This window comes from Brevundimonas diminuta 3F5N (assembly GCF_900163625.1).
Lineage (GTDB): Bacteria > Pseudomonadota > Alphaproteobacteria > Caulobacterales > Caulobacteraceae > Brevundimonas > Brevundimonas diminuta_A.
Map to the genome: position 1 here is coordinate 16426 of NZ_FUIE01000032.1, position 26578 is coordinate 43003.

The window sequence follows — 26578 nt, forward strand, 5'->3', positions numbered from 1 at the left end:
TCGGCGTCGCCTGCGTCGCTGTTTTGGATCAGCGCCCTCCTTGCGCCTCTCCCCGTTCGGCTTTTTGCCGATCGACCATGGCCCGCACGTCGGCCAACAAGGCCGGCGCGTCGTAGGCGACCCCGCGCGCCACCGTCCAACGCACGCCGCCGACCGTCTCGATGCGGTTTTCGGGGCTCAGGCGCTCATGTCCGGTGCCGTAAAGGGTCTTGAAATTGGCCAGCGGGTTCTCGGTCGTGATGACCAGATCCGCGCTCATGCCGGGCCGCACGATGCCGAAGGTCGGCGCCTTGCCGGTCGGTTCGGCCAGGGTCGTCGCCCCGTCCATCGTCGCGGCGCGCACGATCTCCAGCGGATGGAAGCCCGCCTCCTGCAGCAGCTCCAGCTCCTCGATGTAGCCGAAGCCGTACAGCTTCCAGATGAAGCCCGAGTCCGAGCCCACCGTCACCCGACCGCCGACCTTCTTGTAGTCGTTCACCAGCCGCATGAACCGCTCGTAGAAGCGGCGCCACGCCACTTCGTTCGAGGTCGTCCAGTCGAAGAAGTAGCTGCCGTGATTGTCGCGCGTGGACTGGAAATAGTCCGCCAGCGCCGGCAGCGTATAGGTCTGGTGCCAGGGCGCGTTGCGCGCCCGCATCAGGTCGCGCGACGCCGCATAGATGGTCATCGTCGGATCGAAGACGACGCCCGCCTTCTTCTGCGCTTCCAGATAGGCGTACCATTCCGCCGAACCCGGCTCGACCTCGTCCCAGATCTCGGCCGCCTCGCCGAAGCGCTTCTGCTCGTCGTAGAAGTTGTAGTCGGTCGGATAGTCTTGGATCGTCCGCCCGCCCAGCAGCGACTCGAAGTGGCCGTAGAAATGGGTGATGGTTCCCAGGCCCGCCGCCGCCAGCTGTTCGGCGTTCAGCTGGGCCACGCCCGGCTGGGCGATGTGGGCCACCGTACCCATGTGGTTCTTCTTGGCCTCGTCGATGGCGGCCAGGACCACCTCGGGCGTCTCGTCGCCGCGCAGGAAGAATTTGATCCCGTCCACGCCGTTGGCGGCGCCCCAGCGCACCCATTCGCGCGCCATTTCGGGGTTGCGGATGCGGCCGCGCGACCAGCCCGAACCGAGCGTCTGATAGTTGAAGATGCGCGGGGCGACGATCTCGCCCCTGGCCGAACGGGCCTTCTCCGACACGGCGATGTCGTGCGGCGCCAGGCTGACGCCGCGCACCGTGGTCACGCCGTGGGCCAGCCACAGCTTGTAGACATACTCCAGGTCCGGCGCCTTCTGCGGGCTGCCGCCGTGGGCGTGGGCGTCGACGAAGCCGGGCATGACGTACATGCCGCGCGCATCGATCTCATGCGCCGCGTTCAGCGGCGGGCGCCCCTCGCGCTCGGGCAGGCCGGGCCATCCGGCCTGGATGACATCCGTGATCTTGTCGTTCTCGATGACGATGTCGACGGGCCCCATGGGCGGCGCGCCCGTGCCGTCGATCAGCATCGCGCCGCGCACCACCATCAGCGGGTAAGGGCCGAAACCTTCATCGGCGCGGCGCGGCGGCGCCGGATTGAGGGTGGCGCGCGCGGGCGCCGCCTGCGCTTGGGCCTGAGCCGCAACCGCGCTCGGCATTCCCGCCCCCAACAGGAGCGCAGCCGCACACGCCGCACCGGCGCCCTTGAAGATAGCCTTCACCCCAACCGTCGTCCGCAAGCTGCAATCCCTCCCAAGATTGGGGGCCGAAGCCCCTGCAAGCGCCTGTCCGGCGCCTGGCCGGTCCTTGAATCGCTAGCACCCCGAAGGAAGCATGAGCTTCGGATATTGCCGGTACGACGAAATATAATTCACACGAACGTCGAAAAACTGAGCCATCTTCGAAATACGCTTTTTCAGGTCAAATGCGGGATCGAAGCGTTGTTTCTGCGGCAAATCTGAATTTATGATCCAATGATCAGGATATGAAGCGGCCTTTCAGGGTCGTTTTTTCTGTTGCGGCATAGCTTGGTTGACCCAAGGCTGCGCCAATAATGCTACGGAAAAACACCGTTATTCCGAATATTTTTACATTCGCCGTCAAGGGCCGCCTGGGGGAAGACGCATGAGTTTCGTGACACGCCGCAAGGCCCTGCCTGCGCTGGGAGGGCCGCCCAAGGCTCATGGGCTGAAGCCCACCCTGTCCTGGCCGCATCTGGTCGCTCTGGGCGTCGGCGCCATCGTCGGCACCGGCATCTACACTCTGATCGGCGTCGGGGCGGAGCGGGCCGGACCAGCGGTCATGCTGGCCTTCGTCATCGCGGGGATCGTCTGCGTCTGCGCCGCCCTGGCCTACGCCGAGCTGGCGACCATGATCCCGGAGTCGGGTTCGGCCTACACCTATTCCTACACCACCCTGGGCGAGGGCGCGGCCTGGATGGTCGGGTGGAGCCTGATCCTGGAATACACCGTGGTCTGTTCGGCCGTGGCTGTCGGCTGGGCGGGTTATTTCTCGGGCATGATGGAGGGAATTGGCATGGGCCTGCCCGCCATGCTGACCTCAGCCCCGTCGCAAGGCGGCATCGTCAACCTGCCGGCCGTGATCATCGTCGCCGCCGTGGCGGGTCTGCTGGTCGCCGGCACCAAGGAAAGCGCCTCGATCAACGCCGTGCTGGTGGTGGTCAAGATCGCCGCCCTGATCGCCTTCGTGGCGATCGCCCTGCCCCACTTCAATCCGGCCAACCTCAAGCCCTTCATGCCCTACGGCTTCTCGCACGGCGTCGGCGCCGAGATGGGCGTGATGGCGGCGGCGGCCATCATCTTCTTCGCCTTCTACGGCTTCGACGCCGTGGCCACGGCGGCGGAAGAGACCCGCAATCCCGCCCGCGACCTGACCATCGGCATCATCGGTTCGATGGTGGCCTGCGTCATCATCTACATGGCCGTGGCCATCGCCGCCCTGGGCGCCATGCCCTTCACCGACTTCATGAAGTCGCCCGAGCCCCTCTCCCACATCATCCGCACCGTCGGGTCCGACCTGTGGGCCACCCTGATCGCAGGGGCGGCGGTCGTGGCCCTGCCCACCGTCATCCTGGCCTTCATGTTCGGCCAGAGCCGCATCTTCTTCGTCATGGCCCGCGACGGCCTGCTGCCGCGCAGCCTGGCCCATGTGTCCGAGCGTTCGGGCGGGCCAGTGCGCGTGACGGCGGGCACCGCCGTGCTGATGGCGATCATCGCCGGCTTCATTCCGCTGGGCGACCTGGCCGCCCTGGCCAACGCCGGGACGCTGGTGGCCTTCGCCTCGGTCGGCCTGTGCCTGATCGTGCTGCGCCGCCGCGAGCCGGGCCGGCCGCGCGTCTTCCGCGCCCCGGTGTGGTGGCTGGTCGGGCCGGTGGCCATCGCCGGCTGCATCTATCTGTTCTTCAGCCTGCCCGCTTCGACCCAGATCAACTTCGTCATCTGGAACGTGATCGGGGTGGCGGTCTATCTGCTGTACAGCCGCCGCAACAGCCTGCTGAACGGCTAAAGCAAAGGGCGCCGAGGCTGACCTCGGCGCCCTTTTTTCAATTCTTCAGCGCGTCGCTTCAGGCCGCGCCTTCTTCCTTAGCCACATGGCCGCGTCGGCTTCGGACAGCCAGACCTCCGCGTCCGTCTGAGCCGCATAGGCGCGCACGCCGAACGAGCCGCCCAGCGCTACCCGCGTCTCGTCCCAGACGAAGCCTTCGCTCTCCAGCGCCTCGCTGAGCCGCCGCGCCTTCTCGCGCCCTTCCTCCGCGCCTGCATTCATCAGCACCACGGTGAACTCGTCCCCACCCATGCGGCCGACGGCGTCGGATTCGCGCACGTTCGCCAGCAATAGCTCCGCCACGGCGATCAGAGCCGCATCCCCCGCCGCATGGCCCAGGCGGTCGTTGATTCCCTTGAAGCCGTCCAGATCGAGATACAGCAACGACGCTTCAACCCCGTGGCGGCGGCAATAGGCCAGATTGCGCGCCAGCACCGTCATGAAGCCGCGCCGGTTCAGCGCGGGCGTCAGCACGTCGTGGTCAGCCAGAGCCTCAGCCCGCTCCGCCCGTTCGGTCAGAGCCGCCACTTCGGCGCGCAGGCGCGCGATCTCGGCGTGCAATTCCGCATCGGCGCCCGCAGCGGTCGTCTGTTCGGCCAGGTGGTTCAAGGCGGGCTCCGGCGTCGCATTTCCGGCCGACTCAAGGCCCCGCGACGCGCCGGAGTCTAGCGTCCTCGGTTGCGGGCGCAACGCGGGTGCTGTAACGGGCCGCTTTCCGCTTGGGGAGCCTTTGCGCATGACCGCCTCCACGCCGCCCGTTTCAACGACTCCGGTCGCAATCATCATGGGCAGCCGCTCGGACTGGCCCACGATGAAGCTGGCCGCCGACCGCCTGGACCAACTGGGCGTCGCCTGGGAGGCCAAGGTCGTCAGCGCGCACCGCACGCCCCAGCGTCTCTATGACTTCGCCACGACGGCCAAGGACAAGGGCTTCAAGGTCGTCATCGCCGGCGCAGGCGGCGCGGCCCACCTCCCCGGCATGGCCGCATCGATGACCGATCTGCCGGTGCTGGGCGTGCCGGTCCAGTCCAAGGCGCTGAAGGGCCTCGATTCCTTGCTCTCCATCGCCCAGATGCCCGGCGGCGTGCCCGTCGCCACCCTGGCCATCGGCGAGGCGGGCGCCGCCAACGCGGGCATCCTGGCGGCGCAGATCCTGGCCCTGGCCGATCCCGCCCTGGCCGAGCGCCTGTCGGCCTTCCGCGCCGCCCAGACCGAATCCGTCGCCGAAAGCGTCGAGGACTGATGCCCGATCTTCCCCTGCCCCCCGGTTCGACCCTTGGCATTCTCGGCGGGGGCCAGTTGGGCCGGATGCTGAGCCAGGCCGCCTCGCGTCTGGGCTTCGACGTGGTGATCCTTGACCCCCAGCCCGACAGCCCGGCCGCCCGCGTCTCGCGCGCCCAGATCACCGCCCCCTATGACGATCCCGACGCCCTGCAGGCGCTGGGCCGTCTGTGCGACGTCGTCACCTTCGAATTCGAGAACGTTCCCGCCGCCTCGGTCGAGACCCTGGCCGAAGCGGGCGCCCTGGTCGCGCCGGGACCGACGGCTCTCGCCGTGGCGCAGGACCGGGTGGACGAGAAGACCTATCTCAACGCCGTCGGCGCCCCGACCGTGGCCTTCGCCGCCGTGACGACGCTGGACGACCTGACCGCCGCCATCGAACGCCTAGGCCTGCCCGCCCTGCTGAAGACCCGCCGCGAGGGCTATGACGGCAAGGGCCAGGTCTGGATCCGCAACGCCGCCGACGCCGAAGCCGCCTTCGACGCCATCGGCCGCCGCCCCGCCGTACTTGAGGCCGCCGCCGTGTTCCAGCGGGAGCTGTCGGTCATCGCCGCGCGCGGCCGCGACGGCGCCGTCGCCGTCTATCCCCTGGGCGAGAACGTCCACAAGAACGGGGTGCTGAAGACCACCACCGCCCCCGCCGCCGTCGACCCGGCCACGCAAGCGCGCGCCGAACAGATCGCCGCCGCCGTTCTGGACGGCCTCGACTACATCGGCGTCATGGGCATCGAACTGTTCGACATGGGGAACAGCGAACTGCTGGTGAACGAGGTCGCCCCGCGCGTCCACAACACCGGCCACTGGACCCAGGACGGCTGCATCTGCGACCAGTTCGAGCAGCACGTCCGCGCCGTCGTCGGCTGGCCCCTGGGCCCGACACAGGCCCACGCCCGCGTCGAGATGACCAATCTGCTGGGCGCCGAGATCGAGGACTGGCGCGCCCTGGCCGCCCAGCCCGACGCCCGCCTGCACCTCTACGGCAAGCACGACGCCCGGCCGGGGCGGAAGATGGCGCACATGAACCGCATTCTGTCGCTCGGCTAGATCAAGGCTGCTCCACGCAGAGCCGATCCAGCAGCAGAATCTGGCCCGGATCGGTCGGTTCCACCAGCCCGCTCTCAAGCCTCGAAGAGCGCGCAAACCCCGCAACCTCGCGATAATAGTCGCGCACGCCTAGCGCCACGAGCCGCTGCTGACAGTCCAAAGTCAGACGCGCGACTATGGTGTTGATCTTGTCGCTCCCCGAAGGCGGCGCCCACCCGCGCATTAACACCGTCAGCGTGTCCCCATCTCGCGCCAAAGATCTCTCATCAATAGAGTATTCGAAGGCTCCGACAGCCCCAACCTCTCGCCACTGAACCGCGTTGGGATCCGGCAGGATCTGCGCCATGGCCGGGCTGCCAACAAACAGGGCCATCGCCAGAACGACAGCCTTCGCGCGCATCCTCATCAGGCTCCCCTCGCCCCGTAGCGCAACCGCCCCAGCACGTCGGTGATCGTCCGCACCGGCGCGTCGAAGTCCTTGCCCGCCTTCCACTTCTCGAAGGCCATGACGTTTTCGATGCGGCGGGCGACGAAATCTTCCGCCGCCTCGCGCCCGTCGAACCAACGCATGGTCAGGGCGGGGATCAGGATGCCGCCCAGAATCGCCCGCTTGGAGTAATGATTCTGGTCCGTCGCCGTATCCCCGGCCCAGCGCCACAGGTGATCCGCCGTCTCCCACGCCAGCTTGAAGCCCAGGTCGACGTTGGTCGGCAGGCTGAGGAAGCCCGCGCACCGCTTAGCCGCCTCGATGTCCTCGGCGCCCGATTCCATCCGCGCCGAGACGGCGGCGGCGATTCGCTCGCGAATCTTCATCGTCGAGGCGGGCGTGGCCTCCAGCGCCTTCAGCGCGCGCGCGTCATGACGACGCGACAGCAGGACCGCCAGATCGCGCGGGCCGTTGGGCAGCAGCAATTCCTGGTCGCCCAGCGACAGGCCGCACGCCTCGCACGCGGCGCGCGTCAGGCGCGCGTTCCAGCCCAGCGCGGGCGCGCGTTCTATGGCCGCGTCCAGAACGGCCTGTTCTGTGCGGTCGGCCCAATCGCCTTTCGGAGCGGTCTCGGCTGTCTCGGTCATGGGCGGCACGATACGCCCATCCGGCGGGCGTTTCGAGCCATCACGATTAGGCGCGACGATCTGGACACGCCCCCCCCGATCATGTATCAGCGCGCCTTCACTTGGGAGGCCTCCTCTCGAGCGTGGTTTTGTTTTGTCTGCCCGTCTCCCTTGGAAAGGACGCGGCGGGCGGCCAAAGGAGAGAGACCCCTGGTTCAGATTTTTGTCCGCGACAACAATGTCGATCAGGCGCTGAAAGCCCTGAAGAAGAAGATGCAGCGCGAAGGCAGCTTCCGCGAAATGAAGCGTCACGTGCACTTTGAAAAGCCGTCGGAAAAGCGCGCCCGTCAAAAGGCTGAAGCTGTCCGTCGCGCCCGCAAGCTGGCTCGCAAGCGCGCTCAGCGCGAGGGCCTGCTGCCGGCTCCGAAGGGTCGCGGTCGCTAAGACTCGCTGACGCCTGAAAGATTAAAGGCCGCCCCGGACATCCGGGGCGGCCTTTTCTTTGTGTGCTTGTTCTCCGCTCATCCCCGCGACCGCCGGGATGAGCGGGAGAGAGGCAAGGCCTCCCTCCCCTAAACCTCACCGCCCCGTCACAGCGCCCATGAAGCTCTTCCAGCTCAGCTTCACGTCCGACAGGGCGCCCGCGCGGAAGGCGCGGCCGGCCGCCCAGACCATCAGGGCCGCGAACAGGAACATCCCGATCAGGCCGCCGATGATCTCGATCAGGGGCGGTCCGCTGGGCGCGCGCGCAGCCATGACGAAGGGGGTGAAGGGCGGGATCAGGCTGATGACCTTCACCACCATGGCGTCCGGGGTGCGGATGGCCATCTGCATGACCAGGATTGGCACGACCAGCACCATCATGATCGGCCCCATTAGGGTCTGGGCGTCGCGCGGCGTGTCGCAGAAGGCGCCGATGGCCGCGAACAGCACGGCGTACATCAGATAGCCGCCGACCAGGAACAGCAGGAAGTAGACGAACAGGCCGTCCGTCAGCAGCACCGAGCCGATGTCCCGCGCCACATCGGGCACGGTCGCGATCAGGCCGATGGCGCCGATGCCGCCCCAGGCGCCCAGCACGGCCAGGGTCAGCAGGGCCACGCCCAGCACCTTGCCCGCCAGGATCTCGGTCGCCGAGGCCGAAGACAGCAGCACTTCCAGAATCTTGTTCGACTTTTCCTCCATCACGCTGTTCAGCAGGATGGAGGCGCCGGTGATGATCAGCGACCACAGGATGAAGCCGACCGCCAGACCGACGATCACCGGCAGTTTGTCGCGGAACGACACCTCGCCCCCCGACGCCGCGCGCGGCGAGAAGACCGAGACGTCCGGCCGGAACTTCTCCGTGTCCGACACCACCGCAGGATCGATGCCGCTGGCGACGAAGACGCGGCTGCGGTTGGCGGACTTCAGGGCGTCGCGGATGGCGTCCTCGACCACATCGTCGGTGGCGCGGCCGGTCCAGACACGGGCGCCGGGCTTGCCCTCGGCCTCGGTCAGGAAGACCACGGCGTTCAGCTTCTCACCCTCGGGCGCGTCCTTGTCGACATAGCGGCGGGCCAGGGCGTCGCGCGCCTCGCCCGGCGCAGCGGCGGCCAGATCGGCGGGCGCCTCGACCAGTTCAAACGACCGCTTGGGCGTCTTGAAGCCTGCGGCGGCGCGCGGGGCCTCCTTCTTCAGCGCCTCCAGCCCGGCGTCGAAGCCGCCCTGCTCGGCGGCCTCGCGTACGCGGTCGCCGCCCGCCGTCCCGGCCTCGGGCACGGCGGCCATGCGAAGGGCGGCGATGTCGGCGCGTCCGCGCTCCCTCTCCAGCGCCTGGCTCACAGCGGCGGCCAGACCGGACCCGGCCGGGGTCTCGTCGATAATGACGGCTTCGCGCACCGGCTCAGCATGGTTCATCAAGGCGGGAATAGCCCCGCCCAGCACAGCGAACAGCGGGAAGGCCAGCAGCGACAGCCAGAAGCCGACCGTCTTGGCGTAGGCCAGGAACTCGCGGCGCGCGATCAGAAGAATGCGGTTCATCGCGCGGCCTCCATCTTGTCGGCCTTGCCGACGGACTGATCCTCGTCCGGGTGATCGCCGGTCAGGGCGATGAAAGCGTCGTGCAGGGTCGGCTCCTTCATCTGGAATCGCCGCACGTCCAGCCCGCCCAGGAAGGCGGCGCGCAGGGCGCTTTGCGCCTCCGCCCCCGGCGTCAGACCGACGCGCAGGGTGCTGACGGAGCCGTCTTCGGCCAGGGTTTCGATGCCGCTGACGCCCGGCAGAGCGGCGACCGCGTTTCGGTCCAGCGCCCCTTCCAGTTCCAGAAAGCGCGGCGATGTCGCCCGCGCCTCGTCCACCGTGCCCTCGAACGCCTTACGGCCGCGGGCCAGCAACACCACCTTGTCGCACAGACGCTCGGCGTGCTGCATGACGTGGGTCGAGAACAGCACCGTCGCCCCATTGTCGGCCAGGGCGCGGATCATGGCCTCCAGTCCCTGCTGGTTCATCGGATCGAGGCCCGAGAACGGCTCATCCAGGATGACGAACTCCGGCTGATGCACCACCGAGGCGATCAACTGGACCTTCTGGGCCATCCCCTTGGACAGCTCCTTCATCTTCTTCTTGCTGGCCTCGCCCAGGCCCATCTGCTCCAGCATCTCACGGCCGCGGCGGCGGCCTTCGGGCAGAGGCAGGCCCTTCAGCCCGCCGAAGAAGGCGATGGCGTCCACCGGCGTCATCTTCTTGTAGAGGCCCCGCTCCTCGGGCAGGAAGCCGATCCGGTCGCGCACCTTGCGCCCGTCGTCCGCGCCCAGGATGTCGATGCGGCCGCTGGTCGCCGGCTGCAGGCCCAGGATCATCCGCAGGGTCGAGGTCTTGCCCGCCCCGTTCGGCCCCAGAAAACCGCAGATCGACCCCTTCTCGACCTGGAAGCTCAGGTCGGAGACCGCCTGGAAGCCTCCGTATCTCTTACTGATTCCATCCAGCGTCAGCGCCGCGACCATTCGGTCCCCCTGCAAAAAGCCCAAGGATCGAATCTAACGGCAGCGCGCAGGCAATGGAAAGGGTATTTTACATTACGGTTTGGTCATGATGCCGCGCCCCCGTGCACAGGATCAGACCGGCGCCTTCACCCGGATGTCGAAGCTTTGGCCGACGATCTTGGCGGGATCGATCTGGCCGCCGTTGCGGCGGACCTCGAAGTGCAGGTGCGGGCCGGTCGAATAGCCGGTCGAACCGACCAGGCCGATACGCTCGCCGGCCGCCACGACCTTGCCCGTATGCACATCGATGCGGCTAAGGTGGCCGTACAGGCTGGTCATGCCGTTGGGATGCTGCATCTCGATGAAGTTGCCGTAGCCTCCCGCCTGATAGCCCGCGCGCAGCACCTTGCCCTCGGTCGTGGCGAAGACGCCGGTGCCGGTCGGCGCGGCGATGTCCACGCCCTTGTGCGCCCGCGCCTTGGCCTCGATCGCCAGCTTTCGCAGACCAAAGGGCGAGTTGATGCGATAGCCCTTCAGCGGCGCCTCGAAGACAATCTTGCGCGTGACGGGGCCGGCGGGTTCGGCCACCGCCTTTACCGGCGGGGCGATGGGGGCCGAGATATCGACGACCTTCTCAGGGGCGCCGGAAATCATGCCGACGGGCGCGGCCGCCATGGCCAGAACCGCCAGACCGGCCAAGACGCCCGTCTGGCCGAAACGGATCACATGCGGCCGCACGGCCGGAGGAACTAGACGCATACTCTAACGACTCATTCTGAGCGCTTGGTCAGCGCGGAGGAGCCGTCAGGAAGGCGCGAAACACGCGCGCAGGCAGCGAAACTCAAAGTCGCCGACGGCCGGAATTGACCGTCTTTTGCAATTTTACCGGGACATGAATGGGGCGCTCCGAGGGCGACACGGGGTCGCACCTCGGAAACCTTCGTTTTTCCAGAATTACAGCGGCAAGCTCAGCTTCACCGCCGCCATATGGCTGTCGGCGTGATCGCCGAAGCGGCCCTTGTAGCCGATCGACACCTTCAGCCGCTCCATGACCGTGCCCTCGATCCCGGCGGCGGCCAGCACCTGCCCGCCGAACGGCAGGTCCACGTCGCGGGCCAGAACCTGGGCGGGATTGCCCAGGATGCCGGTGCGCACGGCGTCGCTGTCGTCGCTCAGGCTGTCGCGATAACCGCCCTCGGCGTAGAAGCGGATCCGCTCGGTCCCGCCCTCGGCGCGCAGGGCGATCTCGGCCGTCGTCGCCTGCACCGAACGGTCGGCATAGGCGTACTGCGCCGCCGGTCCCTGCTCGCTGAAGCCGTCCACATCGGCGTTGACCCAGGCCACCGCCGCGCGCGGCGACAGGGCGAAGCCGCCCAGGTCGAACCATATCCCGCCCTGCAGGCGCGCCCCGGTCGAGACGCCGCGCGTCGAGCCGCTGTGGACGATCGGCGCCAGGCTGGTCAGGCGATTGACGTCGTTGAAGTCGTCCTGGGCCACACCCGCCGCCGCATTGACGAACAGGTCGCTCGAGCGCCAGCCGCCGTAGATGTCCAGCCCGAAGCTGTCGACGTCGGCGCGCAAGGCGCCCGCATCCACATCGGCGTTGCGATAGGAACCGGCCAGGCCGAAGCGCAAGCTCTCCGTCCCCGACTCCAGGGCGATCCGTACGCCATAGCCGTCAGAGGTCGCCTCGCCGATGGCGCCGCGCGCATCGGTCTCCGTCTTGTCGGCTAGCCCCTCGACCGAGATCGAGGTTCCGCCCGTCCACGCCTCACGCCCCGACAGGGCGGCGGTCGAGTTGTCCAGCGCGTCCTCGCGGTGCCGCCAGGATGTTTCGCCCAGGATCGCGGTCTGGCTGCCCAGATCGCCGTAATAGAGATAGTCGTTGGCCAGGCGCGCGATCACCGCATGGCCCCTGGCCGTCGGATGCACCCCGTCGAAATAGAAGTAGTCGTCCGGGTTGGAGCACAGCGTCACGCCATTGAAGCAGGCCTGGGTCACGTTCGACACGCCGAAGGCGCTGGGGTTGTTGGCGATCACGTCCCCGACCTTGAACAGATCCATCAGGATGATGTTGCTGCCCGGCCGCGCCGCCGCCGTCGTGGTCAGCCCGGTCAGCAGGGCGCCATTGAACGTCGTGACGGCGTAGTCAGCCAGCGGCGCGGCGGGCGTCCCACGGAACTGCGGCGTCAGGCTCAGCTTGGGCAGGTTGGTGACCAGCACCGTTCCCGCTCCGGCCTCAGCGACGCCGTTGACGATGAAGTTGATATCCGCCGCCGCACTTTGCGCCACAGGAGCGATGGAGCCGGTCGGATTGGGCGAGGCCCCTGCTGCAGGCAACCCCTGGAAGATGTTGTTCGCCCCGCCCAGCACGCTGACCAGATCGTTCGCGCCGAACTTGCCGCCGCGCTGCAGATACTGGCCCAATTGCAATCGCATCCCCAACGGCGCCGTCTGACTGTCGGTGCGCGCACCGCCGAAGGCGTAGTTGATGCTGCCCGTCACCGGCCCCATGAAGTTGGCGGCGTTGAAGCCCAGCCGCTCGGTGAACACCGGCCCGTTGGAGAATCGCCCGGCACCATAGGGCGGCGAGGTCGGGGTCGATCCGCCCGTCGCCAGATACAGGTTGCCATTGTCCGACAGGCTGTCGCCGAACACCACCAGACGGTTGTAGCTCTGGGCCGAGGCGGCTCCGGCGGCGGACACGGCGGCCAGGCTCAGAGCAGCCAGCGCCGCTCCGCGAAGAAGACGAGACATCGATTTCCCTCCCATCGACCGTCCGTATGCGGTCGTTAGGCTGCAGTCTGCGCCGCTTTTCTCAGGACGCAAGATGACGCGAGGGAAGGTGATCGACGATCAGTGCAGACGGCGGAAGCGGATGGTGCCCGGAAGCTGCTTCAGCGCCGTCAGCGCCTCACGGTCGTAGTCGCGGTCCACGTCGGTGATGACATAGCCGGTCCGCTCGTCCGTCTTCAGGTGCTGGCCCAGAATGTTCAGGCCCGCATCCGACAGGGCGCGGTTCAGCTCGGCCAGCACGCCCGGCTGATTGCGGTGGATATGCAGCAGACGGTGGGCGCGCGTCACCTCGGCCAACTGCACGTTCGGCAGGTTGACGCAGAAGGTGGTGTCGCCCCGGTTCAGATAGCCCAGCAGCCGCTCGGCAGCGAACTCGGCGATGGCTTCCTGCGCCTCCTCGGTCGAGCCGCCGATGTGCGGAGTCAGGATCGTCTTGTACAGGCCGACCAGCGGGCTGTCGAACGGGTCTGCATTGGTGCGCGGCTCCTCGGGGAAGACGTCGACCGCCGCCCCGCCCAGACGGCCGGACTTCAGCGCCTCGGCCATGGCGTCGACATCGACCACATGACCGCGCGACAGGTTCAGGAACAGGGCGCCCGGCTTCATCTTCGCGAACTGCTCGGCGCCGATGATGGCGGTGTTCTCCTTGCGGCCGTCGACGTGCATCGTCACCACGTCCGCCTCAGCCAGCAGGGCGTCCAGCGAACGCATCCGCCGCGCATTGCCCAGCGCCAGCCGCTCGGACAGGTCGTAGAACAGCACCCTCATGCCCAGGTTCTCGGCCAGCACCGACAACTGGCTGCCGATGGCGCCGTAGCCGACGATGCCCAGCGTCTTGCCGCGCACTTCGCGCGATCCCGTGGCCGACTTGTTCCACACGCCCTTGTGCATCTCGCGCGATTTGTCGGCCACGTCGCGCATCAGGACGATCATCATGCCGATGGCCAGTTCGACCACCGAGCGGGTGTTGGAATAGGGGGCGTTGAACACGGCCACGCCCTTGTCCGCCGCCGCGTCCAGATCGACCTGATTGGTGCCGATGCAGAAGGCCGCCACGGCCATCAGCCGATCGGCTGCGTCCAGCACCCGGCGGCTGACGTTGGTCTTGGAGCGGATGCCCAGGACGTGCACGCCCTTGATCGCCTCGATCAGGTCGTCCTCGTCCAGCGCGCCCTTCATCGTCTCGACGGAATAGCCCGCCTCCTCCAGCCGCTCGACGGCGGCGGGGTGGACGTTCTCCAGCAGCAGCATGCGGATGCGGTTGCGCGGATAGGACCAGCGCCCGGCCACGCCCTCGGCGTAGAGCACCTCATCCAGGGAGGCGGCGACGGCGTCGGCGGCCTCGACCACCTTGGCGCGGCTGACGATCTCGGTGAAGGCGTAGAAGCGGTCGGCCGCGCCCTGAATCTTGACCTCGGCGTCGGTCCAGCCGTCGCCGACCATGACCACGGGACCGTTCAGGCTCAGCGCGCGGATCACCTCCGGCTTGCCGTTCTCGCGCGACAGGGGGTTGGCCGTATCGACGCCCGTCACGCGGCCTTCGTCGTCATAGATCAGGTCGTTGGCCAGCACATGATCGGCCGCCACGCCCAGCCGCTCGGCCAGGGGGGCGATCACCTCGCGGAAGCCGCCCGACAGGATGTAGATGCGCTCGGCGTTGCGCTGGAAGAAGTCGACGTTGCGGCGGATGGAGACCGTCGCCTCGTCCAGGATGCGGTCGGTCAGGGCCTCGACGTGCTCGCGGCGCAGGGCCAGCAGGTCCAGCCGCTGCTTCAGCGCCTCGCCAAAGCCGATCCGACCGTTCATGGCGTCGTCGGTCAGGGCCGCGATCCGCGCCTTGCGCTCGGCGGCGTCGGGCGCGTCTTTCAGCGCCAGCTCGGCCAGCGCCTCCAGCGTCTCGATGCGAACCAGGGTGGAATCGAAGTCGAAGATGAAGACAGGCGAGATCATGCGCGGGCTCTAACCCCTCTTCGCATTCGCAGCAATGAAAAGGGGCGCCGAAGCACCCCTTTCCGCATGATTTTTCCATTTACAGCTGAAAACCGGCTCAGCGGCCGCCATTTTCGCCCCGACGGCGGCTTTCCAGGGCCGCCGCGCCGATCATTGCGGCGATGGTGGCCACGGCCAGAAGGGCGCCGCCCTCCTTGGCGTGATCGCGGGCGAAGTCGCCGGCGTCCTCGGCATAGCGGCGCGCCTGCTTGGTATAGCGGCGCATCGGGCGGCGCGATTTCTTGCGTGTGCGGCGATACCATTCATCGGCTCGATCGCGCGTCTCCGCGCCGAAGCGGCCGGCGCGCTCCTGGGCGTAGTCGCCTAGATCGGCCGCACGATGGGTCAGATCATCCGCCCCTTCGCGAACCCCGCGCGCGATATCGTCAAAGCGGTGACGCAGGGCCTCGGCGTCGAACCAGCCGCGCGGGTCGATGCGCGTCTTGATCCGCTCATAGCGGGTCGGGCCGGAGCGCTGGTTCAGCAGGATGGTCGCCAGGCCGACGCCCGCCAGAACGGCCACGACGCCTGCGGTGATTCCAGGGTGCTTGCGGACCTCATCCACGACGTTGAACTCACGATCCATCATGTCAGACCTCTTGGGGAAGGAAGCAGTTTCGGTTCCTAAGGGAGCGAGCTTCAGCACAAAGGGTTCCCTGCGTCCGGTCAAGCTTGTTGAACCGCGCGTTGAACCTCACGGGGCCGTGGCGCGGGCGACACGGCCTCCCCTTACCAAGCGCCCTTCGGCTCCCTATGTTGCGCCGCTTCCGACAGTTTTCAGGATTTCACGCCGTGACCGATCACGCGCCCGACGCCCCCATCGCCGCCCCGACGGACGACTTCGCCGCCGCCTTCCAGATCGAAGGCTGGCCGGTGCGCGGCCGCCTGGTCCGACTGGGCGAGGCGGTCGACAAGATCCTGTCGGCCCACGCCTATCCCGAGCCGGTCGCCGCCCTGCTGGGCGAGGCCTGCGTGCTGGCCGCCATCGTCGGCTCGGCGTTGAAGTTCGACGGCCGCCTGATCGTCCAGGCCCAGGGCGACGGCCCGGTGCGCTATGTCGTCGCCGACTACGGCACGGACGGCCATCTGCGGGGCTTCTGTCGGTTCGACCCGGAAGAAGTGGCCAAGGCGTCCGAAGGCTTCGCCCGTCCGGGGGCCAAGACCCTGCTGGGCGGCGGCGTCTTCATCATGACGGTGGATCGCGGCGCCGACTTCGAGCGGACGCAGGGCGTAACCCCCATCGAGGGCGAGAGCCTGTCGCTGTGCGCCGAACACTACTTCTCCCAGTCCGAGCAGGTGCCGACCAAGGTGCGCCTGGCGGTCGGCGAGGTCGAAACCGACGCGGGCCGCGCCTGGCGTGCAGGCGGGGCGATGATCCAGGTCATCGCCGGCGACGAGTCGCGCGGCTCGACCGAAGAAGTGTGGGAGCGCACCCGCGCCCTGTTCGCCACCTTGGGCGACGACGAACTGATCGACCCGACGATCAGCGCCGAGACCCTGCTGTACCGCCTGTTCCACGAGGATGGCGTGCGACTGGAAGGCGCCCAGACCCTGGCCGCCGTCTGCCGCTGCTCGAGGGACCGTATCGCCGGCGTGCTCCAGTCCTTCCCGGCGGAAGAGCGCGCCGAAATGGTCGAGGACGACGGCAAGATCCGCGTGACGTGCGAATACTGCTCGACCAACTATGAGATCGACCCGGCCGAGCTGGAAACGGCCGAGGCCTGATCCCTCAGACCAGCATGAAGACGGCGTTGCCGTAGTTATGCAGCAGGACCGGCAGCAGCACGCTGCCGGTCTTTTCGCGCAGCCAGACCAGCAGCAGGCCCGCCAGTCCCGTCGACGCCATCGGCGCCCAGTCAAAGGTGAAGCCGCCGTCCTGATAGCCCAGGGCGTGGGTAAGGCCGAACGCCAGCGCAGTCAGCACCGCGCCCCAACCCATCGGCGCGCCCAGCACACGGACCGGCCGTCCGAACGCCTCGTTCAGCATCAGCAGCAGCACGCCGCGATAGAAGATCTCCTCGTCCAGCCCCGGCATGGTCAGTTGAAAAGCCAGGCTGTCGGCGTCGAACCCTTCGCCCGGCATCCAGATCGCCAGGCCGAGGAACAACAGAACCAAAAGACCTGACAGGATGAACGCGCCTCGTAGCCCCGCCCGGTCCTGATGCAGCGTCACGCCGCTGCGCCGCCATCCCACAATGGGCAGGCTCGCTACAGCCAGCGAAAGCAGGACGGCCAGCGTCTTGCCCTCCCAGTTCCAGCGCGAGGGTCCAAAATCCAGCGGGATGTGCCCGTAGCCGCGCGTGAGCACGGCGTCATAGACCGCCATCAGCAGCAAGGCTGCGGCCAGCCAGCCCCAGCGCACCTTCCCCCGAGACAGGACGGCGGCCGCCCCGCCCGCCAACGCGATCGCGCCGACCCAGCCCAGCATGGCGACAATGGCGTCCGACATGACTTCCCTCCCCGATACGACGTCGTCGTTCAGAGGCGGACGGATGGCCCTGCGGATGCAGATGAAGAAAAGTTAAGGCGCCCGCCTTCTCCCCCGAGGGGAAGAAGGGCTCAGATCAGTTGTTCAGGTCCAGCGAATAGCCCGCCGAGCGCACGGTGCGGATCGGGTTGACCGTGCCTTCGACGTTCAGCGCCTTGCGCAGGCGGCCGACGTGGACGTCCACCGTGCGGGCCTCGACATAGACGTCCGAACCCCAGACCGCATCCAGCAGCTGCTCGCGGCTGAACACCCGGCCCGGATGCTTGAGGAAGTGGTCCAGCAGGCGGAACTCCGTCGGGCCCAGATGCACCTCGCGGCCCGCGCGGCTGACGCGGTGGGCGACGCGGTCCATGATGATGTCGGCGTGGTTGACCCGGTCGTCGGCCAGACCCGGACGGATGCGGCGCAGCACGGCGCGGATGCGCGCGGTCAGCTCCGTCATCGAGAAGGGCTTGGTCATGTAGTCGTCGGCGCCGGTGTCCAGACCGCGCACGCGGTCCGTCTCTTCGCCGCGCGCGGTCAGCATGATGATCGGCAGGTTGCGCGTCTCGGCCCGGCCGCGCACGCGGCGGCAGACCTCAATGCCCGACAGCTTGGGCAGCATCCAGTCCAGCAGGATCAGGTCGGGAGTGCGCTCGTCGATCTGCAGCATCCCCTCCTCGCCGTCGGCGGCGACGGCCACGTCATAGCCTTCCTTCTCCAGATTGTACTGGAGCAGGGTGGCCAGGGCGTCCTCGTCTTCCATCACCAGGATATAGGGTTGCACGTCAGCCTCTCCGGTTCGTCGAAGTCGTCAGCGATGTAGGGGTGTCAGTCGTCCGCCGCGTCAGGCGACGCAGGCAGATGCGGGGTCGGCGTCGGCTCTTCGCCGGGACCGGGCACGGCCTTCGGCCGCTCGCCCAGCATGTCCTCGCCCGTGATCTCATAGTGGACCGTCTCGGCGATGTTGGTCGCGTGGTCGCCGATCCGCTCCAGGTTCTTGGCCATGAACAGCAGATGGGTGCAGGCCGTGATCGTGCGCGGGTCGCCCATCATATAGGTGAGCAGTTCGCGGAACAGGGCGTTGTAGTGCTCGTCCACCTCGTCGTCGGTCTGCCAGACCGACAGGGCGCGCTCGATCTCCGAGGCCGTATAGGCGTCCAGCACGTCGCGCAGACGGTTCGACACCAGCCGCCCCATGCGCTCGATCGAACGGGTCAGCGGCTGCATCGGCTCGGCCTCGGCGAGGATCAGCGCCCGCTTGGCGATGTTCTTGGCCAGGTCGCCGGTCCGTTCCAGGTCCGAGGCCAGCTTCATGGCCCCCAGCGTCCGGCGCAGGTCGCTGGCGACCGGCTGACGCAGGGCGATCAGGCGGATCGCCTTCTTCTCAATGTCGCGATGCAGGGCGTCCAGGCGGTTGTCGCGCTCGACCACCGCCTTCGCCAGAGCCACGTCGCGGCGGGCGACGGATTCGATGGCGTCCGCCACCTGGGCCTCGGCCAGGCCGCCCATGCGGACCACCTCGGCCGTCAACTGGTTCAGCTCGTCGCCGTAAGCCTTGACCGTATGCTGGTTCATCGTCGGGTCCTCAGCCGAAACGGCCGGTGATGTAATCGAGCGTGCGCTTTTCGCGCGGGTTGGTGAAGATCTCTTCGGTGTCGCCGGTCTCGACCAGCTTGCCCATGTGGAAGAAGGCCGTGCGCTGCGACACGCGGGCCGCCTGGGCCATGGAGTGGGTAACGATGACGATGCAGTAGCGCTCGCGCAGTTCGTCGATCAGCTCTTCGATCTTGGCCGTGGCGATGGGGTCCAGCGCCGAGCAGGGCTCGTCCATCAGGATGACTTCCGGCTCGACCGCGATGGCGCGGGCGATGACCAGGCGCTGCTGCTGGCCGCCCGACAGGCCGGTGCCCGGCGAGTGCAGACGGTCGGCGACCTCGTCCCACAGACCGGCGCGCTTCAGCGACTTCTGGACGATCTCGTCCATCTCGCCCTTGGTCGAGGCCAGACCGTGGATTTTCGGCCCATAGGCCACGTTCTCATAGATCGACTTGGGGAAGGGGTTCGGCTTCTGGAACACCATGCCGACCTGGGCGCGCAGCAGCACCGGGTCGATCTTGCGGTCGTTGATGTCGCCGCCGTCCATCTCGATCCGGCCGGTCACGCGGGTGCCGGGGATGGTGTCGTTCATGCGGTTCATCGTCCGCAGGAAGGTCGACTTGCCGCAACCAGATGGGCCGATCAGCGCCGTCACCGTCTTGTCCGGGATATCCAGCGAGACGTCGAACAGGGCCTGCTTCTCGCCATAGAAGACGCTGACGTCGCGCGCGGCGATCTTGATCGGACCCAGCGGGGCCGAAGCGTGGGCGCCGACGACCGGCGCCGTCGTCAGGGTGGCGGAAGCGCCGTTGGAAACGCCTTCGGGCGCGCGGAAGATGCGGGACTTCATAAGATTTACCACCGGCGTTCGAAGCGACGGCGCAGCAGGACTGCGGCGGCGTTCATGACGATCATGAAGGCGAGAAGGACAAGGATGGCGGCCGCCGTCCGTTCGTGGAAGGCGCGCTCGGACGCGTTCTCCCAGATGTAGATCAGCGACGGCAGGGCGCCGACCGGCTCGTCGATGGCGTGCGGCACGCCCGGCACGAAGCTGATCATGCCGATCAGCAGCAGCGGCGCCGTCTCGCCCAGGGCGTGGGCCATGGAGATGATCGCGCCCGTCATCACGCCGGGCATGGCCAGCGGCAGGACGTGGCCGAACACCGTCTGGGTGCGGCTGGCGCCCATGGCCAGGGCCGCCTCGCGGATCGAGGGCGGAACGGCTTTCAGCGACGAACGGGTGGCGATGATGATGGTCGGCAGGGCCATCAGCCCCAGCACCAGGCCCCCGACCAGCGGACTGGCGCGCGGCAGGTGCAGGAAGTTGATGAACAGCGCCAGACCCAGCAGGCCGTAGACGATGGACGGCACGGCGGCCAGGTTGTTGATGTTGACCTCGATGATCGCCGTGATGCGGTTGCGCGGCGAGTATTCCTCCAGCCACACGGCGGCGCCGACGCCGACCGGAATGGCGATCAGGGCTGTCACCATCAGCATCAGGGCCGAACCGACCACGGCGCCCAGCAGGCCCGCCAGCTCCGGCTGGGTCGAGTCGCCCTTGGTGAACAGGGCCGAGTTGAAGTGCGGACGCACGGCGCCCGAGGCCTTCATCCGGTCCAGCCAGTCCATCTGCTCATTGGTGACGCGGCGCTGGTCCTCGGGCTGATCGCGGGTGATCTTGCCCTTCAGATACATCTCGGCGTCGTCCGACAGCGGCGCGGCGACCGGCACGGTCTGGCCCAGCAGGCTGGGCTGGCGCGCAATCATCTTGGCGGCCTGGAACTTCAGCTCCGAGGACAGCAGGGCCTTCATGGCCGAGGCCTTGGTCCCCTGTTCGTCGTCCTGGACGCCCAGGCGGCGGATCTGCTGTTCGGCGACGATCTGCTCGAAATTGGCGCCTTGCGGATAGGAACGGTCGATCCGCGCCGGGTCCATATAGACCGGCAGGGTCACGGTATGGGCGTAGAAGGCGGTGTAGCCCTGGGTGACGATGCTGCCGAGCAGGATCACCAGGAAGGTCAGGGCCACGCCGATGGCCGCGCGGCCGTACCAGCGGAAGCGGGTCTCGCGCGCATAGCGGGCGCGCAGGCGGCTCTTCAGGCGTTGGGTGCGCGGGCTGACGCCGGTCGCGCCCTGCTCGGTCAAGTTCTGGGCGGCGTCAGTCATACTGTTCCCGATAGGCTTGCACGATGCGCATGGCGACGATGTTGAGCAGCAGGGTGACGACGAATAGCGTCAGGCCCAGACCAAAGGCGGCCAGTGTCTTGGGACTGTTGAACTCCTGATCGCCGGTCAGCAGGGTGACGATCTGGACGGTGACGGTCGTGACCGTCTCCAGCGGGTTCAGGGTCAGCTTGGCGGCCAGACCCGCGGCCATGGTGACGATCATGGTCTCGCCGATGGCGCGCGACACGGCCAGCAGCAGGGCGCCGGCGACGCCCGGCAGGGCGGCGGGCAGCAGCACCTTCTTGATCGTCTCGGACTTGGTGGCGCCCATGGCGTAGGAACCGTCGCGCAGGGACTGCGGCACCGCGTTCAGAATATCGTCCGACAGCGAGCTTACGAAGGGGATCAGCATGATCCCCATGACCGCGCCCGCGACCAGAGCCATCTGGTTCTGGACCAGCGAAAGGTACAGCCCTAGATCGTTGAACGGGCCGCCGATCAGCATGTCGCCAATGCCGTTGAAGAAGACACGCAGCGCCGGACCAACGGTCAGGGCGGCGAAGAAGCCGTAGACCACGGTCGGCACGCCAGCCAGGACTTCCAGCGCCGGCTTGACCAGGGCGCGGGTCTTCCGGCCCGAATACTCCGACAGATAGACGGCCGAGAACAGGCCGATGGGCGCCGCCACCGCCATGGCGATGGCCATGATCAAGAAGGTGCCCGCGAACAGCGGCACGGCTCCGAAGGCGCCCGACGACCCGACCTGATCGGCGCGAATGGCGATCTGCGGGCTCCACTTGGTTCCGAACAGGAACTCGGTGATCGGCACCATGCTGAAGAAGCGCAGGGAATCGATCACCAGCGAGAAGATGATGCCGAGCGTGGTCAGCACCGCCACCGCCGAACAGGCGAACAGCACTCCAGTGATCCAGCCCTCGACCTTGTTGCGCGCACGCAGGTCGGGACGGATGCGGGTGAAGACGAACAGGCCGCCCAGCACGGCGGCGATCAGGGCGGCGACGCCCCCGCCCCAGTTCAGGGCCGCGGCGATGCGGTGGGCGCGGCGGCCCTCGGCCGGCAGTTCCTCGGCGTAAGGCGCGGGCCAGATCTGGCGCGCCTCCTGCCCCGCACCGACCAGACGGGCGTCGGCGAAGAAGGCCTCGCGGCGGAACGGCTCCAGCTGGGTGACGCTGTCAGGCGCGCCCGCCCGCATCATCTGCTGCTCGATGGAGGTCGAGAAGACCGAGGCGGCGATCAGCATCGCCAGCGCCGGAACCCCGACCCAGATCAGGGCGTAAAGCCCGTGTTGGCCAGGACGCGAATGCGACTTCGCCCCCTGGCTCCGGCGAACGGCCAAGGCCCGCCCGGCCACATAGGCCAGGACGGCGAAGGCGATCAGCAGCAGCAGGAAAATCCAGATCATCCGGTCCGATCAGCGCAGGAATCAGGAACGCGCCGGGTTCGGTGCGTTTCGGCCGGGAAACTGCCTGCGATACGTCAGCGGATTAAGACGGCTGGATGACAGTTCTGTTACGGCGCCCGGCCGCAATGTCGCAGCTCCATGACGATCGCTCCGAATGCGGACGTCAGGACTCGGCCGCAGGGGCCAGCGGGAAGCAGGCGGCGAAGATGGCGCCGCAGCCCGGCGCGCTGTCGACCGACAGGCCGCCGCGGTGGCGGATGATGATGTGGCGCACGATGGCCAGCCCCAGGCCCGTGCCCTGCCGGTCGCCGCTCTTCTGGCCCTCGACACGATAGAATCGCTCGGTCAGACGCGGCAGGTGCTCGCGCGCCATCCCCGGCCCGTGGTCGCGCACGGTGACGACGGCGTAACGCTGGCCCGTCTCGCGGTCGGGGGTCGCCAGGGACAGGCGGTTGCCCTCGGCCATCCGCGCCGCCATGGCCTCGTCCAGAGTGCGGTCGATCTCGATGCCGACCTCGATGGTCCCGCCTGCGCTGGAATACTTCAGGGCGTTGTCGATCAGGTTCTGCACCACCTGGGCGATCTCGTCCCGGTCGCCGGTCACGGCCGCGCCGCCGTGCGGCAAGTCCGCATGGATCGTCACCTGCCGCTCGCTAGAGATGACGCTGACCGCATCGACCACATCCGCCGTCGCCCGCGCCAGGTTGACCCGGCCCAGAGGCGCGATGTGTTCGTTCAGCTCGATCCGGCTCAACGACAGCAGATCGGCGACCAGGCGCCGCATCCGGTCGGCCTGAACCGCCATGATGTCCAAGAATTTGTCGCGCGCCTTGGGGTCGTCCTTGGCGTGGCCCTTCAGCGTCTCGATGAACCCGGACAGGGACGCCAGCGGCGTGCGCAGCTCATGGCTGGCGTTGGCCAGGAAGTCGACGCGCATCTTCTCCATGCGACGCACGTCCGTCTCGTCGCGCAGCGCCAGCAGGGTCAACGCCCCGCCGCCCCAGGCTGAAGCCTCTCGCGTCGGCAGGGGACGCACCAAGGCCCGCCAGTGTCGTTCCTGAACGCCGCCGCCGACATAGTCGACCTCGGCGGCGACGCCCTCGAACAGGGCCTCGTCCACCGCCTCCAGCACGCGCGGCTCACGCAGGACCGAGACCAGCAGCCCGCCGCCCGTCCCGTTCAGCTTGAACAGCTCGCGCGCCGCCGCATTGGCCAGGGCGATGCGGCGTCCGGCGATATCGTCCGCCTCGCCGCCGCTGATGATCAGCAAGGGATCGTCCAGCGCCTCGAACACATCGCCCAGCAGAGCCGCGTCAGGGCCCAGATCGACCGCGCCGGGCTCGAACTCCATCTCGTCGGCGGCCGACGGCGGATTGCGGTTCACCAACCAGGTCGCGAGCGCGACAGCGACGGCGCCCGCCGCCAGCCATCCCGCCAGCTCGGGCTTCATCACCGCCAGAACCGCCATCACCAATATGGCCACGCCCCCGCTGGCGCCGGCCGTCCACAGTCGGGACGACGCCGTAGGCGCAACAGGAGATGGAGAGTGATCGTAAGGCATTTCGACCGACGTTATCTCATTCTTCAGCAGCTCAACCTAGATTGATCCGTCGGCAGCCCGCTGAGTCGGCCGGTTCGACGCACGGGATGTGTAGCTTGGTTTCTTCACGGATTTACGGCGGAACGGCTAGGGGCTGAGGGAGCATCATGATGGGCGGCGTTCTGAGCTGTCTGGTTGAGCGCCACGATTGGCGAATCGCCTCTTTCGCCATCCTGGCCTGTGTCTTCAGCCTCGCCATCGCCCTGCTTCTCGCCGAGCGCGCCCGTCGTCTGTCGCCGCGAACCCGCCGGGCCTACACTCTGTCGGCGCCTCTGGTCGGCGGACTGGGCGTGTGGACCACCCATTTCATCGCCATGCTGGCCTACGACGTCGGCGTAGAGATCCGGTATGACGCCCTGCAGACCTTCCTGTCCCTGGTGATCGTCACGGCCGCCTTCTGGGTCGGCATGCATCTGCATCTGGCGGGCGGCGCGGGCTGGCGACGCCGCTCGGGACTGGCCGCCGCCGCTGTCGTCACGGCGGGCGTCGCGGCCATGCATTTCGTCGGCATGGACGCCATGCGCCTGTCCGGAGCGGTTCTGGCCTGGAACGCACCGCGCGCCGTCCTGGCTGTTGCGGGCGGCCTGATCCTGTTCAGCGCGGTCGCGCTTCTGCCATCCATGGGCAAGTGGAAGCAGCTGACCGCCGCCACCCTCCTGACCTCCGGCGCCGTCGCCTGGCTGCACTTCGTCGCCATGGCTGCGGTGAGCCTGACGCCTGCGCCGGGCGTCCTCCTGCCCAGTCAAGCGGCGAGCGCCGCCGTTGTCGCCCTGTGGATCACCCTCGGCGTCGTCCTGACCGTCGTTGTCGCCGCCTTCTTCACCGGCATGATCTGGTGGTCGCGGCGCAGCGTCCTGGGGCAGTTGCTGGAGGCCGTCCACGCCATGCCGGACGGCGTGGGCGTCTATGACGCCGATGACCGACTGGTCTTGTGGAACCAGCGCTACAGCGAGATTCATCCGCATCTGATCTCGGTATTGCGGCCCGGAGTCACCTTCCGCGAAGTCCTCGAGGTCGGCATGAAGGCAGGCGTCTATCCCGACGCCGCCGGTCGCGAAGAGGCCTGGATCACCGAACGTCTGGCCTGTCGCCGCGCCCCCATCGCGCCGCGCGAAATGCAGGTCGCGGGCCGTTGGCTGCGCGTCCAGGATCGCCCGACCGTCGGCGGCGGCGCCGTGACCGTCTGCTCGGACATCAGCGATCTGAAGCGCAATGCCGAAGCCCTGGCCGAGGCGCGCGACGCAGCCGAAGCCGCCAACCGCGCCAAGAGCCGCTTCCTGGCCAATATGAGCCATGAAATCCGCACGCCCCTGAACGGCGTCATCGGCGTGGCCCAGGCGCTGACCCGCACGGAGCTGTCGCAGCACCAGCAGGAAATGCTGGAGCTGATCCAGTCCTCCAGCCGCACCCTCCAGACCCTGCTCAGCGACATCCTGGATCTGGCGCGCGTCGAATCCGGACGCCTGGAGCTAAAGGAAGAGCCGCTCGACCTCGCTCGCACGGTGGAGGAAGCCGCCCTCCTCTACGCCGCCGCCGCCAGGGACAAGGGCCTGCAGTTCATTGTCGAGGTCGCGCCCGAGGCCCAGGTCTGGACCTATGGCGATCCGGTCCGCCTGAAGCAGGTGCTGACCAACCTCGTCTCCAACGCCGTCAAGTTCACCGCCTCCGGCTTCGTCAGCCTGACCGTCGACGCCGTCCCGACCGAGGCGCCGCAGACCCTGCGCTTCGTGGTCCAGGACACCGGCATCGGCTTCGACGCCCTGACGCAGGCCCGACTGTTCAATCGCTTTGAACAGGCCGACGGCGACATCACCCGCCACTACGGCGGCTCTGGCCTGGGCCTGGCGATCTGCCGCGAACTGGCTGCCATGATGGGCGGCGACCTGGGTTGCGAGAGCGAGCCGGGCGCGGGCGCGGCCTTCATCCTCAGCCTGCCGCTCAAGCTGGCTCAGGCGCCGGCCATCCCCCTTCGTCCCGCGCCGAAAGACGCCGCCATGACGTCGGACGAAAAAGCCGCGCCGCGCCGCCTGCGCATCCTGGCCGCCGACGATCATCCGACCAATCGCCGCGTCGTCGAACTGATCCTGGACAGCGCCGCCTTCGATCTGGTCTCGGTCGAGAACGGCGTCCAGGCGGTCGAAGCCTACCGCGCCCAGACCTTCGACCTGGTGCTGATGGACATGCAGATGCCGGTCATGGACGGCCTGTCCGCCGTGCGGGAAATCCGCCTGCACGAGGCGGTCATGGGCCTGCCGCACGTTCCTGTCGTCATGCTGACCGCCAACGCCCTGGCCCAACATCTGGACGAGGCCCTGGCCGCCGGCGCCGATCGCCATATGGCCAAGCCCTTCAGCGTTGAAGACCTGCTGGCCATGGTCTCGGACCTGACTGCGCAGACGCCTCAAGCCGCGGAAGCCGCGGCCTGAGGTCTCCTTTTTTCAATGCTGACGCGGCCTATTCGTAGCCGTGCGCCGCCTCGTTGATGACCTGGCTGGGCATCGTCGAGAAATCCACGCTCAGCGGACGGACCGCCTTGGCCTCGAACGTCTTGAGGACGTGCTCCAGACGGCGGCGCACCTCGCGTTCGGCCTCGCTCGCCCCGTCCAACGCCAACGGCGCCAGGCAGAAGTCGATGATGGCTTGCGGTCGGGTCAAAGGCTCCATGTCATTTCCTTT

Annotated in this window: 24 protein-coding genes; 6 read left to right on the forward strand and 18 right to left on the reverse strand. The window is 67.8% G+C overall.

Annotated features, from left to right (window positions below):
• Positions 1-28 precede the first annotated feature (28 nt).
• On the reverse strand, positions 29-1615 hold the full coding sequence (locus FM111_RS05515; RefSeq protein ID WP_087139868.1) for an amidohydrolase family protein: 1587 nt from the start codon (positions 1613-1615) through the stop codon (positions 29-31).
• Positions 1616-2081: 466 nt separating this feature from the next.
• Here FM111_RS05515 and FM111_RS05520 point away from each other — a divergent pair, with 466 nt between their 5' ends.
• Complete coding sequence (locus FM111_RS05520; RefSeq protein ID WP_087139789.1) at positions 2082-3482, forward strand: amino acid permease; 1401 nt, start codon at positions 2082-2084, stop codon at positions 3480-3482.
• A gap of 45 nt (positions 3483-3527) precedes the next feature.
• On the opposite strand, the gene FM111_RS05525 is transcribed toward FM111_RS05520, so the two are convergent.
• Positions 3528-4130: a GGDEF domain-containing protein gene (locus FM111_RS05525; protein WP_087139791.1), complete on the reverse strand. Its 603-nt coding sequence runs from the start codon at positions 4128-4130 to the stop codon at positions 3528-3530.
• A gap of 127 nt (positions 4131-4257) precedes the next feature.
• On the opposite strand from FM111_RS05525, the gene purE reads away from it, so the two are divergent.
• The gene (purE, locus tag FM111_RS05530; protein ID WP_087139792.1) at positions 4258-4764 is read left to right on the forward strand and encodes a 5-(carboxyamino)imidazole ribonucleotide mutase; all 507 of its coding nucleotides are present in this window, start codon (positions 4258-4260) and stop codon (positions 4762-4764) included.
• Positions 4764-5846 (forward strand): 5-(carboxyamino)imidazole ribonucleotide synthase, encoded by a 1083-nt coding sequence (locus FM111_RS05535; RefSeq protein WP_087139794.1) that lies wholly within the window; start codon positions 4764-4766, stop codon positions 5844-5846. Before purE ends, FM111_RS05535 begins: the two co-directional genes overlap by 1 nt.
• Position 5847: 1 nt before the next feature.
• On the opposite strand, the gene FM111_RS05540 is transcribed toward FM111_RS05535, so the two are convergent.
• Both FM111_RS05540 and FM111_RS05545 read right to left on the reverse strand, forming a co-directional pair.
• Entirely contained in the window at positions 5848-6252 is a 405-nt protein-coding gene (locus FM111_RS05540) for a hypothetical protein (protein WP_087139796.1), read from the reverse strand.
• The gene (locus FM111_RS05545; RefSeq protein ID WP_087139798.1) at positions 6252-6920 is read right to left on the reverse strand and encodes a COQ9 family protein; all 669 of its coding nucleotides are present in this window, start codon (positions 6918-6920) and stop codon (positions 6252-6254) included. Before FM111_RS05545 ends, FM111_RS05540 begins: the two co-directional genes overlap by 1 nt.
• Positions 6921-7109: 189 nt before the next feature.
• Here FM111_RS05545 and rpsU point away from each other — a divergent pair, with 189 nt between their 5' ends.
• Positions 7110-7343: a 30S ribosomal protein S21 gene (gene rpsU / locus FM111_RS05550; protein WP_087139870.1), complete on the forward strand. Its 234-nt coding sequence runs from the start codon at positions 7110-7112 to the stop codon at positions 7341-7343.
• 135 nt (positions 7344-7478) lie between these two features.
• On the opposite strand, the gene FM111_RS05555 is transcribed toward rpsU, so the two are convergent.
• From FM111_RS05555 to FM111_RS05580, 6 genes are all read right to left on the reverse strand, one after another.
• Complete coding sequence (locus tag FM111_RS05555; protein ID WP_087139800.1) at positions 7479-8921, reverse strand: ABC transporter permease; 1443 nt, start codon at positions 8919-8921, stop codon at positions 7479-7481.
• The gene (locus FM111_RS05560; RefSeq protein ID WP_087139802.1) at positions 8918-9883 is read right to left on the reverse strand and encodes an ABC transporter ATP-binding protein; all 966 of its coding nucleotides are present in this window, start codon (positions 9881-9883) and stop codon (positions 8918-8920) included. The genes FM111_RS05555 and FM111_RS05560 overlap by 4 nt, the downstream gene beginning before the upstream one ends.
• A gap of 111 nt (positions 9884-9994) precedes the next feature.
• Complete coding sequence (locus FM111_RS05565; protein ID WP_087139804.1) at positions 9995-10621, reverse strand: M23 family metallopeptidase; 627 nt, start codon at positions 10619-10621, stop codon at positions 9995-9997.
• 195 nt (positions 10622-10816) lie between these two features.
• Entirely contained in the window at positions 10817-12619 is a 1803-nt protein-coding gene (locus FM111_RS05570) for an autotransporter domain-containing protein (RefSeq protein ID WP_087139806.1), read from the reverse strand.
• A gap of 99 nt (positions 12620-12718) precedes the next feature.
• Positions 12719-14608, reverse strand: a complete 1890-nt coding sequence (gene serA, locus FM111_RS05575; RefSeq protein WP_087139808.1) for a phosphoglycerate dehydrogenase — start codon at positions 14606-14608, stop codon at positions 12719-12721.
• A gap of 97 nt (positions 14609-14705) precedes the next feature.
• On the reverse strand, positions 14706-15236 hold the full coding sequence (locus FM111_RS05580; protein ID WP_087139811.1) for a hypothetical protein: 531 nt from the start codon (positions 15234-15236) through the stop codon (positions 14706-14708).
• Positions 15237-15439: 203 nt separating this feature from the next.
• Here FM111_RS05580 and FM111_RS05585 point away from each other — a divergent pair, with 203 nt between their 5' ends.
• On the forward strand, positions 15440-16372 hold the full coding sequence (locus tag FM111_RS05585) for an Hsp33 family molecular chaperone (RefSeq protein WP_256968105.1): 933 nt from the start codon (positions 15440-15442) through the stop codon (positions 16370-16372).
• A 4-nt stretch (positions 16373-16376) separates the two neighbouring features.
• Here the strand turns inward: FM111_RS05585 and FM111_RS05590 are convergent, their stop codons facing one another.
• The 7 genes from FM111_RS05590 to FM111_RS05620 all read right to left on the reverse strand — a co-directional run bounded on the left by FM111_RS05590 (position 16377) and on the right by FM111_RS05620 (position 23863).
• The gene (locus FM111_RS05590; RefSeq protein ID WP_087139815.1) at positions 16377-17096 is read right to left on the reverse strand and encodes a CPBP family intramembrane glutamic endopeptidase, BDIM_20840 family; all 720 of its coding nucleotides are present in this window, start codon (positions 17094-17096) and stop codon (positions 16377-16379) included.
• 115 nt (positions 17097-17211) lie between these two features.
• Complete coding sequence (gene phoB / locus FM111_RS05595; RefSeq protein WP_003165711.1) at positions 17212-17901, reverse strand: phosphate regulon transcriptional regulator PhoB; 690 nt, start codon at positions 17899-17901, stop codon at positions 17212-17214.
• Positions 17902-17945: 44 nt separating this feature from the next.
• Positions 17946-18692, reverse strand: a complete 747-nt coding sequence (gene phoU, locus FM111_RS05600; RefSeq protein WP_087139817.1) for a phosphate signaling complex protein PhoU — start codon at positions 18690-18692, stop codon at positions 17946-17948.
• A gap of 10 nt (positions 18693-18702) precedes the next feature.
• Complete coding sequence (gene pstB, locus FM111_RS05605; protein WP_087139820.1) at positions 18703-19563, reverse strand: phosphate ABC transporter ATP-binding protein PstB; 861 nt, start codon at positions 19561-19563, stop codon at positions 18703-18705.
• A 5-nt stretch (positions 19564-19568) separates the two neighbouring features.
• Entirely contained in the window at positions 19569-20879 is a 1311-nt protein-coding gene (pstA, locus tag FM111_RS05610; RefSeq protein ID WP_087139822.1) for a phosphate ABC transporter permease PstA, read from the reverse strand.
• The gene (gene pstC, locus FM111_RS05615) at positions 20872-22302 is read right to left on the reverse strand and encodes a phosphate ABC transporter permease subunit PstC (protein WP_087139824.1); all 1431 of its coding nucleotides are present in this window, start codon (positions 22300-22302) and stop codon (positions 20872-20874) included. The genes pstA and pstC overlap by 8 nt, the downstream gene beginning before the upstream one ends.
• Positions 22303-22465: 163 nt before the next feature.
• Entirely contained in the window at positions 22466-23863 is a 1398-nt protein-coding gene (locus tag FM111_RS05620; protein ID WP_179205028.1) for a sensor histidine kinase, read from the reverse strand.
• A 149-nt stretch (positions 23864-24012) separates the two neighbouring features.
• On the opposite strand from FM111_RS05620, the gene FM111_RS05625 reads away from it, so the two are divergent.
• Positions 24013-26328 carry an ATP-binding protein gene (locus FM111_RS05625; RefSeq protein ID WP_256968107.1) on the forward strand — a complete coding sequence of 772 codons (2316 nt, stop codon included), beginning with the start codon at positions 24013-24015 and terminating at the stop codon, positions 26326-26328.
• Positions 26329-26356: 28 nt separating this feature from the next.
• Here FM111_RS05625 and FM111_RS05630 read toward each other — a convergent pair whose 3' ends face one another.
• The gene (locus FM111_RS05630; RefSeq protein WP_087139828.1) at positions 26357-26566 is read right to left on the reverse strand and encodes a hypothetical protein; all 210 of its coding nucleotides are present in this window, start codon (positions 26564-26566) and stop codon (positions 26357-26359) included.
• Positions 26567-26578: the final 12 nt, after the last annotated feature.